The sequence below is a fragment of the Sphingomonas adhaesiva genome, assembly GCF_036946305.1.
Lineage (GTDB): Bacteria > Pseudomonadota > Alphaproteobacteria > Sphingomonadales > Sphingomonadaceae > Sphingomonas > Sphingomonas adhaesiva_B.
Genome location: NZ_JAQIJJ010000003.1, coordinates 158,579 through 170,189, shown reverse-complemented (window position 1 = coordinate 170,189; position 11,611 = coordinate 158,579). Strand labels below are relative to the sequence as shown.

At 68.4% G+C, this 11,611-nt stretch carries 6 protein-coding genes; 4 read left to right on the top strand and 2 right to left on the bottom strand.

Translation table 11 applies throughout. The annotated features are described in order from the left end of the window. The first annotated feature begins 259 nt into the window (after positions 1-259). Genes PGN14_RS04315 through PGN14_RS04300 form a run of 4 tightly spaced genes read left to right on the top strand, consistent with a single transcriptional unit; the run spans position 260 to position 7,169 of the window. Positions 260-1,606, top strand: a complete 1,347-nt coding sequence (locus PGN14_RS04315) for an MFS transporter (protein ID WP_335298203.1) — start codon at positions 260-262, stop codon at positions 1,604-1,606. After that, positions 1,596-2,630 carry a UDP-glucose--hexose-1-phosphate uridylyltransferase gene (locus PGN14_RS04310; protein ID WP_335298202.1) on the top strand — a complete coding sequence of 345 codons (1,035 nt, stop codon included), beginning with the start codon at positions 1,596-1,598 and terminating at the stop codon, positions 2,628-2,630. Before PGN14_RS04315 ends, PGN14_RS04310 begins: the two co-directional genes overlap by 11 nt. Next, the gene (galK, locus tag PGN14_RS04305) at positions 2,627-4,918 is read left to right on the top strand and encodes a galactokinase (protein WP_335298201.1); all 2,292 of its coding nucleotides are present in this window, start codon (positions 2,627-2,629) and stop codon (positions 4,916-4,918) included. The genes PGN14_RS04310 and galK overlap by 4 nt, the downstream gene beginning before the upstream one ends. A 10-nt stretch (positions 4,919-4,928) precedes the next feature. Then, positions 4,929-7,169, top strand: coding sequence for an alpha-galactosidase (locus PGN14_RS04300; protein WP_335298200.1), 2,241 nt, complete (start codon positions 4,929-4,931; stop codon positions 7,167-7,169). A gap of 207 nt (positions 7,170-7,376) precedes the next feature. On the opposite strand, the gene PGN14_RS04295 is transcribed toward PGN14_RS04300, so the two are convergent. Beyond that, a complete protein-coding gene (locus PGN14_RS04295) occupies positions 7,377-9,941 on the bottom strand; it encodes a TonB-dependent receptor domain-containing protein (RefSeq protein ID WP_335298199.1) in 2,565 nt (854 codons plus the stop codon). 111 nt (positions 9,942-10,052) lie between these two features. Then, entirely contained in the window at positions 10,053-11,561 is a 1,509-nt protein-coding gene (locus PGN14_RS04290; RefSeq protein ID WP_335298198.1) for a tryptophan halogenase family protein, read from the bottom strand. Positions 11,562-11,611 lie beyond the last annotated feature (50 nt).

Below are 11,611 nucleotides of genomic sequence, written 5' to 3'. Positions count from 1 at the left end.
GTGACACTTCGGTGACATCGCGCGGCACCGGGATTTCATCTTCGCTTCATCTTGCCATCGCGAGCGCCGCAGGACTTGTGCGCCACACCGATGATCTTGCGCAATGCCCGCCGTCATCACTGTAACATCGGTGCGCATGGTGCCGAAGCGACACGTCGAACGCGTGCGCCGCGCCCCCTTGCCTGTCTTTGCAATCGATTGTACAGGTCGTGAAAGGCCTGCGATCGAATGCACATCGGGCCATCGGAGAGGGCGTTCGATGCGGTTTCCGGAGTCCAAGCCTCGCCTGTCGACCATCCGCATTCTGGAAATGAACCTCGGCTTCCTCGGCCTGCAGTTCAGTTTCGGGCTGCAACAGGGGAACATGACCCCGATCTACAGCTATCTCGGCGCGTCGGAGGCATCGCTGCCGCTGCTCCAGCTGGCGGGGCCGATGACCGGGCTGCTGGTACAGCCGCTGATCGGCGCCTGGTCCGACCGCACGGACTCGCGGTTCGGGCGGCGCACGCCCTATTTCCTCGCCGGTGCGGTGCTGTGCGCGCTGGGGCTGTTCTTCATGCCGCTCAGCCATTCGATCCTGATGGCGGTATCGCTGCTGTGGTTGCTCGACGCGGGCAACAACATCACGATGGAGCCGTATCGCGCCTATGTCTCCGACCGGCTCAACGAGGACCAGCACCAGATCGGCTTCCTGACGCAATCGGCGTTCACCGGGCTGGCGCAGATGCTCGCCTTCCTCACCCCTTCGCTGCTGGTCTGGGCGGGGATGAACCAGGATTGGGTCGACGCGCACAACATCCCCTATACCGCCCGCGTCGCGTTCATGGTCGGCGCGGTGCTGTCGTTCGGGACGATCCTCTATTCGATCCTGCGCGTTCCCGAACTGCCGCTGACACTGGAGGAGCGCACCCGCATCGCGGGCGAGCCCAAGGGGCTGGGCGCGGCGGTGCGCGAGATCGCGTCCGCAATCCGCGACATGCCGCTGGCCATGCGCAAGCTGGCGTTGATGAGCCTGTTCCAATGGTATGCGATGGCGGCCTATTGGGCCTATGTCATCTACGCCATCGGGCGGTCGGTGTACGGCACCGCGGACGCGACCTCGTCCGGCTTCCACTCGGCGGTGCTGACCAATGGCGAGATGGCGGCCTGGTACAATGCGGTCGCGTTCGTCGCCGCCTTCGCGATGGTGCCGCTGGCCCGGCGCATCGGCGCCGCCCCGCTCCACGCCGCCTGCCTCGTCCTGGCCGGCACCGGCATGCTGATCCTGCCGCATGTGACGGAAAAGTGGATGTTGTTCCTTCCAGCGGCCGGCATCGGCATCGGCTGGGCGAGCATCATGGGAAATCCCTATGTCATCCTCGCCGGCGCGATCCCGCCCGAGCGGACCGGAGTGTACATGGGCATTTTCAACATGATGATCGTCATCCCGATGCTGTTGTTCGCGGCCACCCTGCCGCTCGCCTACACGTCGCTGATGGGGGGCGACCCGCGCAACGTGCTGACTCTGTGCGGGGTGCTGATGTTCGGCGCCGCGGCCGCGGTCTTCTGGGTGCGCGAGCGCAATGCCGCGGGGCTGCCGGTGGGTGCGACGCGCGATGACGGCTGAGGCGATGGCGTTCGACGCCGCGGACCATCCGCACCGCCGCCAGAATTTGCTGACCGGCGAATGGGTGCTGGTGTCGCCGCACCGCGCCAGGCGACCGTGGCAGGGCGCGCAGGCCACGCTGGCCGCCCCGACGCGGCTGGCGCACGATCCGGGCTGCTACCTGTGCCCCGGCAACGTCCGCGCCAATGGCGTGCGCAACCCCGATTACGACGGCACCTTCGTCTTCGCGAACGATTTCGCCGCGCTGCTGCCGGAAACGCCCGCGCCCGACGACGCCACGCTGTTCCCCGCGGCGCCGGCACGCGGCGAGGCGCGCGTGATCTGCTTCTCGCCCGACCACGCGCGCACTCTGCCCGAACTGAGCGATGCGGAACGGCGCGCCGTGATCGACACCTGGTGCGCGCAATCGGCGGAACTGGGCGCGCGCTGGGCGCATGTCGCGATCTTCGAGAACAAGGGCGAGATGATGGGCTGTTCCAGCCCGCATCCGCACGGACAAATATGGGCCGGCGACTTCGTCCCCGACCATGTCGCGCGCGAGGATAGGCACCAGCGCGCGTGGCAGGCGGCGCGGGGCGCGACATTGCTCGACGCGGTCGCCGCGGCGGAAGCGGACGGCCCGCGGCAGGTGGAGGCGAACGATCACTGGCTGGCGATCGTGCCGTGGTGGGCGGCCTGGCCGTTCGAGACGCTGATCATCGCACGCGATCCCGTCACGCGGATGGAAGATCTGTCGGACGCGGCGCGGACCGCGCTGGCGCAACTGCTGGGACGGTTGATGACGCGCTACGACGATCTGTTCGACACCAGCTTCCCCTATTCGTTCGGTTGGCACGGTGCGCCGCACGGCAGCGCCGATACGACCGGCTGGCGGCTCCACGCGCACGTCTATCCCCCGCTGCTGCGCTCCGCGACGGTGCGCAAGTTTATGGTGGGGTTCGAGATGCTGGGCGAGCCGCAGCGCGACCTGACCCCGGAACAGGCCGCCGAACGGCTGCGCGCAGCGAAAGCGGTGAGAGCATGAACGACATGACCCGGCGGCTGCTGGCGGGTTTCCGCGCCGCGTTCGACCGCGACCCCGATGGCGTGGTGCGCGCCCCCGGCCGCGTCAACCTGATCGGCGAGCATACCGATTACAACGACGGCTTCGTGCTGCCCTGCGCGCTCGACGTGGAGACGCGGATCGCCTGGGCGCGCCGCGACGATGCGCAGGTGCGCGCGGTGGCGCTGGAATATGGCGCCGAACACGATGCCTTCGCGCTGTCCGACATCGCGCATCATGCCGAGGGCGGGTGGCGCGACTATGTCCGCGGCATGATCGCGACGCTGGCGGGCGACGGCGTCGCGCTGACCGGCGTCGACATGGCGATCGTCGGCGACATTCCGCGTGGCGCGGGGCTGTCCTCCTCCGCCTCGCTGGAGGTGGCGGTGGGCCATGCGATGCTGGCGGCGGCGGGACTGCCCGTCGATGCCGCGACCGTCGCGGTACAGGCACAGCGCGCGGAGAACGACTTCGTCGGCATGAAGTGCGGGGTGATGGATCAGCTCGCGTCGGCCGCCAGCGTGGCGGACGCGGCGCTGCTGATCGACTGCCGCGACCTGTCGACCACGCCGGTTCCCCTGCCCGCCGATGCCGCGATCCTGATCGTCCATTCGGGCGTGTCGCGCGGGCTGGTGGAGGGGCATTACAACCGCCGCCGCGCGGAATGCGAGGAGGCCGCCGCCGCGATCGGGGTCGCCAAGCTGCGCGATGCCGACGCGGACCGCGTCCGTGCCACCGCGATGCCGGACGAGGTCGCGGCGCGCGCACGCCACGTCGTCACCGAAAATGCGCGCGTGCTGGCCGCGGCCGAGGCGCTACGGCGCGGCGACCTGATCGAGCTGGGCAGGTTGATGGCGCAGAGCCATGCGTCGATGCGCGACGATTTCCGCATCACCGTCCCCGCGATCGACGCGCTGGTGGCGATCGCGCAGTCCGCGATCGCGACGCTGGCGGACGGGCGCGGCGGTGCGCGGATGACCGGCGGCGGCTTCGGCGGTGCGATCGTCGCGGTCGCCCCCCGCCGACCGGGTGGCGGCGATCGCCGCCGCGATCGCGCGCGACTATCGCACCCCCGACGGCGGTGCCCCCGACCATATGATCGCACGGGCCGCCGCAGGCGCGGGGCCGATGGAGGTGAACGCGTGACATTCTGGACCATCGACGACGCACGCGGTGCGGCACGACAGGCCGAGGCCCATCTACCGGAATTCGCCCCTGCCGACGTCGTCGCGATCGATCCGCAGCGCGACGTGTGGGACATGTGGCCGATCGCCGATCGCGCCGGCCGCACCGTCGTCGTGGACGGGCGGCAATATTGGTTCTTCCTGGCGGTCGACCGCCGCGACGATCCCGAATGGCGCCACGATGCCGCGCGCATCCACCTCTACAGCCGTGGCAGCGACGGTTGGCGGCACCATGGCGCCGCCTTCCCCGATGGTTTCGCACCGGGCAGCCGCGAATGGTCGGGCACGGCAGTGCTTGACGCGGACGGCACCACGCTGACGATGCACTTCACCGCCGCCGGGCGCGCGGGGCAGCCGCGCACCTTCGAGCAGCGGCTGTTCGTCACCACCGGCCGCTTCGCGGACGGCCGCGTCGGCGACTGGACCCCGCCGGTCGAGACCGCGCGCGCGGATGGCGCCCTCTATCGCCACGCCGATCAGCCCGCGCCGGTCGACGACCGCATCAAGGGGTTCCGCGACCCCGGCTATTGGTACGATCCCGCGACCGGGCGCGAGCATATCCTGTTCACCGGATCGGGCGGCGACGTTGCCGATATCCATGACGGCGTGATCGGCATCGCGACGCGCGACGGCAACGAATGGCACATCGGCGCGCGCGTGATCGACGCCACCGGCGTCAACAGCGAGCTGGAACGCCCGCACATCGTCGCACACGGCGGGCTCCTCTATCTCTTCTGGTCGACCCAGGCGAAGCGCTTCGCCCCCGGCATCGGCGCGCCGACCGGCCTGTACGGCATGGTCGCGGAGACGATCGACGGCCCGTGGCGCCCGCTCAACGGCAGCGGGCTGGTCGCGGGCAATCCGGCGGGCGAGCCGTTCCAGGCCTATTGCTGGTGGGTCACCGGCGAGGGCGAGGTCATCAGCTTCGTCGATTACTGGGGGTTGCAGGGCGGGGATCCCGCCACGGGCGCACCCTATCGCCGCGCGCATTTCGGCGGCACCGCGGCACCACTGTTCCGCGTCGAACTGGACGGCGACCGTGCGACGATCGTAGCAGCGACGGATACCCTGACCCGCGCCGCCTGAAAGGCCCGACATGCCCCGCAACTGGATCATCGCCGCCGCGCTGGCCGGCGCTTCGTGGAGTAGTATCGTGGACGCAAAGGTGACCGCCCCCGCGGGGTCGAAGGTCTTCCGCCTCGACGGCAACGGCGTGACCTATGCGCTGGGCGTCGACGACAAGGGCTATCTCCAGCCGCTCTACTGGGGCGCCCCGCTCGGCGCCGACGATGCGCTGGTCGCGGTCGATCCGGCCCGGGCGAACGAACCGGTGATGGTGAAGGCACCGGGCGAACTGTCCGGCTTCGATCCTGCCGGATCGGTCACGCCACAGGAATATCCCGGCCAGGGCGAAGGGCTGGTCAGCGAACCCGGTATCAAGACCGTCTTCGCCGACGGCAACCGCGACCTGGTGCTGAAATATCGCGCGCACCACGTCGAGGGCGAGACGCTGGTGGTCGAACTGGCCGATATCCGCCGCCCGCTGACGGTGACGCTGCGCTATACGATGGACCCGGAGACGGGCGTGATCGGCCGCTCCGCCACGGTGCGCAACGGCGACACGCGCCCGGTGCGCGTCGACCAGATCGCCGCCGCGGTCTTCACGCTGCCGGTCGGCGACGATTACCGGCTCCACTATCTGACCGGCCGCCACGCCGCGGAATGGACGCAGAAGGACGTGCCGGTCACGCCCGCGCTGACGGTGCTGGAAAGCCGCCGCGGCTCGACCGGGCACGGCAACAATCCCTGGTTCGCGATCGCGCGCGAGGGCAAGACGAGCGAGGAATCCGGCCCGGTCTGGTACGGCGCGCTCGCCTGGTCGGGATCGTTCCGGATCAGCGTGGGGCAGGACAACCTCGGCCGCGTGCGCATCGCGGGCGGGTACAACAGCTACGACTTCTCCTGGTCGCTCAAACCCGGTGAGACGCTCGACACGCCGGTGTTCTACGCCGGATTCGCCGGCGACGGGATAGGCGGCGCATCGCGCCGGTTCCACGACTTCCAGATGCGCCGCATCCTGCCGGACGGCGAGCGCGCGAAGCTGCGCCCGGTGCTCTACAACAGCTGGGAAGCGACCGCGTTCAACGTGACCGAGGCCGGACAGGCCGCGCTGGCGCAGAAGGCGGCGGCGATCGGCGTCGAACGCTTCGTGGTCGACGACGGCTGGTTCGGCGCGCGCGACAGCGACAAGGCGGGGCTGGGCGACTGGACCGTCAACCCGCGCAAATTCCCCAATGGCCTCAAGCCGCTGATCGATCGCGTAAAGGCGCTGGGGATGGATTTCGGCCTGTGGGTCGAGCCCGAGATGGTCAACGCCGACAGCGACCTGTACCGCGCGCACCCCGACTGGGTCCTCAACTTCCCCGATCGCCCGCGGACCGAGGGGCGCAACCAGATGGTGCTGAACCTCGCGCGCACCGACGTGCGCGACCATCTGCTGACCGTGCTCGACAAGCTGGTGAGCGAGAACGACATCGCCTTCCTGAAGTGGGACTATAACCGCAACTGGACCGAGGCGGGCTGGCCGGAGATGCCGGTCGAGGACCAGCAGCGCGTCTATGTCGATTACGTCCGCAACCTGTACCATATTCTCGCCGAGTTGCGGCGACGCCATCCGACGCTGGAGATCGAGGCGTGCTCGGGCGGCGGCGGGCGCATCGATCTGGGCATCCTGCGCTACAGCGATCAGGTGTGGCCGTCGGACAATACCGATCCCGCCGACCGGCTCATCATCCAGGACGGCTTCACCCGCGCCTACGCGCCCGCGGTGATGATGGCGTGGGTGACCGACAGCCCCAATTGGGCGAACACGCGCGTCACCTCGCTCGACTATCGCTTCCTGTCGTCGATGCAGGGCAGCCTGGGGATCGGTGCCAACCTCGACCATTGGGGCGACGCGGATGTTGCGACCGCGCGCAAATGGGTCGCGGCGTACAAGACGATCCGCCGGACCGTGCAGCGCGGCCGGCTGTACCGCATCGCGCCGCCGCAGGGCGACGACGCCACCGCCGCGACGATGTACGTGGCGCAGGACGGCGCGCAGGGCGTGCTGTTCCAGATGCTGCACGCGTCGATGTGGCGCGACAATCCCGCCGCGATCCGCGCGGAGGGGTTGGATGCGAAGCGGACGTATCGCGTTTCGGTGCTGGGCGGCGGCAAGCTGCCCGACGGCGTCCCGGTGCAGGCGAGCGGGGCATATTGGATGGAACGCGGACTGCGCGCGCCGTTGAAGGGCGATTACGTGGGGACGGCGTTCGTGTTTGAGGCGGTGAAGTAGGGCAAAAGAGAAGAAGCCCCTCCCCTTCAGGGGAGGGGTTGGGGTGGGGCAGTCAAAGGCGTTACTCTCTGCGAGGCTCCCTCCACCCCCCAACCCCTCCCCTGAAGGGGAGGGGCTTTTTTTGTGTCTGCTCCCCTGCCCAACACACAAAAAAAACGAGGCCGCGGTTTCCCGCGACCCCGTCCGCCCCGCCCCCCGGGGAGGAACCTAGAAGCGATACCGGATCGAGCCGGTCACCGTCCGCCCGTACAATGCCGTGTTGTTGAACACCGCGCTGGTCGACGACAGGATCGGGTTCAGCGACCCGCCGCCACGGAAGCCCAGCTTGTCGAACAGGTTGTTGACGTTCAGCCCCAGCTCCAGCCGCTCCATCGGGCGCACCGTCACGAAGCCGTTGACGAAGGTCGAGCCCTTCACCGTGTAGAGGTTGAAGTCGTCGGTCTTGGTGCTGGTCTGCCCGTTCACGCTGACGCCGAACGCGGCCACGCCCGCGTCGTAGGACGGCGACACCACGAACAGGAAATCGGGCAGCCCGCCCGGCTTCTTGCCCACCAGCGCCGAGGTCGCGCTGCTGGTGATCTTCGAGTCGGCATAGGTGGCGTCGGCCGCAAGGTGGAAGTTGCCCGCGGTCACCCGCGCCGAAAACTCGATACCCAGCGAGCGATAGCCGTTGGAGATGTTCGGGTTGTTGTTCGGCGCCGGATTGTTGATCCGGGTGAAGTCGTAGTTGTTTTCCGTCAACGTTGAGCGGAAGCCGGTGATCTCGACCGAATAGGACCCGCCGAACACGCCGCCGCGCTGCTTCAGCCCGACTTCCTGCTGGTTGAGATAGTTGACCGAGGTCGCCTGCCCCTGGCTGTTGAGCGAACCGTCGGCGTTGAAATTGCCCGACAGGACGCGCCGGTCGGCGTTGAAACGGCCACCGCGGCTGACGCGGGCGAACGCGCTGGTGCTGTTGCTGAAGGCATAGAGCGCGCCCGCCGACCAGCTGACGTAGCGATCGGTATAGTCGATCCGCTCGACCGTGGGGTTGAGCACCAGCGACGGGATCGACGCGCTGCCCAGCGCGTCGCGCACGACGGTGTTCGGCCCAGCGACGCCGCCCTGCGCAGTGCCCTCGCCATGGACGATGTCGTAGCGCACCGACGCGTCGAGGTTCAGCCCGCCGGTTTCATAGCCGACCTGAAGGAACGGCGCATTGTCGGTGTAGGTCAGGTCGACGCGGCGTGCGCAGCAGCTGCCCCAATTGTCGTTGAACCCCGCCTGCCCCGCCGCGGTCAGCTGCGTGCCGGTGGTGGAGAACAGGTCGAGCGGTGCAGCATTCTCGCCGCTCAGCTCGCTGAACTGGCGGTTGACGTGCCAGTCCTGGACGATGTTCTGGCGCATCACGAACCAGCCCGCGGTCACCGTGGCACGCCCGCCAGCCGCGTCGAACTTGCCCGTCAGCGACAGGTTGTTCGCGAAATTGTCCATGTTCTTCATCAACGTATTGATGTTCGGATTGTTGTTCACATAGGTGCCGGTGTACGCCTGCCCCAGCTTCGGACCGGCGGCGTAGCGGACGGAACCGACCGTCTGCCCGTTCACGGTCGATCCGATCAGCCCGCCGGTGCCGTTCAGCGGCAGGACGTTGATGAACTGCGTCGTGAAGTTGCCGCTGATCCACTGATAGCGCGCGACATCGTCGATCGTCAGCGAGTCGCCCAGTTCGTAATGGACCTGCGCGCCCAGGCCGGTGACGCGCGGATGGATGCCCTGCACCTCGGCGCTGCGCACATTGCCATCGAAGCCCAGATACTGGAACGCGCGATTGTAGATCGAATAGGCCGAACCGTCGCGGCCGTCGAAGGTCGGCAGCGGCGCGAAGCCGGTCACCTTGTTGCCGTCCAGCGTCGCCAGCGACGGCGTCGTCGTGTTGGTCGGCGCCTGTTCGTCCAGCCGCTTGAAATAGAGCCGCACGAAACCGCGATTGTCGGCGAAGTCCTTCGTGATGTTCGCCTTGATCTGGTAACCGCGCAGGATGTTGAAGCGCTCGTTGGTCAACCCGCCGCCGTTGCGCGCATAGCCGCCGACGTGGAAGCGCAGCGTGTCACTGATCGGCGCGCCATAGTCGAAGTCGACGCGATGCTCGCGATAGCCCAGGCCGTTGGAATAGGCGACCTGCCCGCCTTCCTGGTCGCCGGTCTTGCTGATATAGTTGATGACCGCGCCCGGCGCCTGGCTGGCGAAGGTGGAGGCGGAACCGCCGCGCACCGCCTCGACCCGCTGCACGTTCTGGTCGAAGCGCAGCCAGTAATCGTTGTTGCCGAAGTTGATGTCGCCGAACAGCACGGTCGGCAGGCCGTCCTCCTGCAACGCGACATATTCGGAACCGCCGGTCGACACCGGGATACCGCGCACGCCGATATTGGCGTTGCCGCCCGGCCCCGCGGTGTCGCTGGGCTGGAGGCCGGGGATGTTGCGCAGCACTTCCGCCTCGGACCGCGGGGTGAAGTTCTGGATTGATTCCTGGCTGATCTGGCTGACCGAGATCGAGCTGCGGAAGCGCGAGCGCTCGCCCGAGGTCGCGGTCACGACGATGTCGTCGGACTGCTGCGCCGCATCGGGAATGTCGCCCGGCTGCGACGTGGTGTCGGCGCCGGTCGCCGCCGGCTGCGCGGTGGATGCCTGCGCCGCCGGATCGCTGGTCTGCGCCGCAGCGGGCAGCGCCGCCAGTGCCATGGCCAGCACCGACACCGAAGCGCGCATATGGATCGAATTCACCCTCATCATCCTCTCCTCCCGGCTCCCGGTCGAAGGGATGCCCGAGCCGCCACCTACGCCCCTTCGCAATCGTTTGCAACACCAATTGCAAACGATTGTAATTGAGCGCCACGGTGTGTCTCAGCGGTGCACGCCGCCGATCTGCGCGATCCATTCGGCATGGCGCGGCATCGAATCGGCCATGCCGGCGATCGCCGCGGCCAGCCGCTCGACGAACTGGCGACTCGCGCCCGTGTCGCCGTTGTGCGCCAGCAGCGGATCCCCGTCCTGCGGCAGGTTGCCCTGCCCCACATGCACCGCGAGCCAGCTCGCCGCGCCGAACAGATCGTTCTCGCGCTGGATCAGGCGGCCGGCGCGGCGGAAATGCTCGATCTTCACCGCCAGCGAGTCAGGCACGTCCATCGCCGCGCAGGCGCGCCACATCGGTTCCTCGCGCCCCGCGTTCAGCTTGTAGTGCAGGATCAGGAAGTCGCGGATCCGCTCGAATTCCGCGGTGGCGACGCGATTATACTCCGCCACGGCGAGCGGATCGGGCGTCTTCGAGGGGAAGAAGGCCAGCAATTTGGCGATGCCGGCCTGGATCAGGTGGATCGAGGTGGATTCGAGCGGCTCCATGAACCCGCTCGCCAGCCCGATCGCGACCACGTTGCGGTTCCAGAACAGCCGCCGCCGCCCGGTGACGAAGCGCAGCACGCGCGGATCGCCCAACCGTACCCCGCGGATGTTGGCGACAAGCGTGGCGGAAGCCTCGTCATCGGACACATGAGCGCTGGAATAGACATAGCCGTTGCCGGTGCGGTGCTGGAGCGGGATGCGCCATTGCCAGCCCGCCGCGCGCACGGTCGAGCGCGTGAACGGCGTCAGCCCGTCATCGTCGGTTTCGCTGGGCGCCGCCACGGCGCGGTCGCACGGCAGCCAGTGCGTCCAGTCCTCATAGCCGGTGGCGAGCGCGCCCTCGATCAGCAGCCCGCGGAACCCGGAGCAATCGACGAACAGATCGGCGCCGAACCGCCGCCCGTCGACCAGCACCACGTCCGCGACATCGCCGCCCTGCGCGTCGCGTTCCGCCCCGGCGATGCGCCCCTCGACCCGGATGACGCCGCGTGCCTCGGCATAGTCGCGCAAGAACCGCGCATAGAGGCCGGCGTCGAAATGATAGGCATAGTCGAAGGTGGAGGCGACGCTGCGCGGATCGGCGAGCGGGGCGGCGAACCGTCCGCGCTTCGCCGCCCCCCAGGCCATCGACAGATCGTCGAGCGGCACCGCGCTGCCCTGCGCGCGCGCCGCCAGCCAGTGCTGATGCACCGCCACCAGATCGAACGGCCGTCCGAACGTGCCGAACGGGTGGAAGTAGCGCGCGTCGGGACGTCCCCAGCCGACGAACTCGATCCCCAGCTTGTAGCTGCCCCGGGTGGCGCGCAGGAAATCCGCCTCGGCGATGCCAAGCGTGTCGTTGAACAACCGGATCGGCGGGATCGTCGCCTCGCCGACGCCGACGGTGCCGATCTCCTCCGATTCGATCAGCGTGATCGTACAGCCGCGCGGCAGCGCATGGGCGAGCGCCGCCGCCGTCATCCAGCCCGCGGTGCCGCCGCCGACGATGAGGATGGAATCGATCGGAGCGGACATGAAGGCACCTCGGCAGATGACGGCCGGCAATGGTGGCGCCCGCCGCGGCG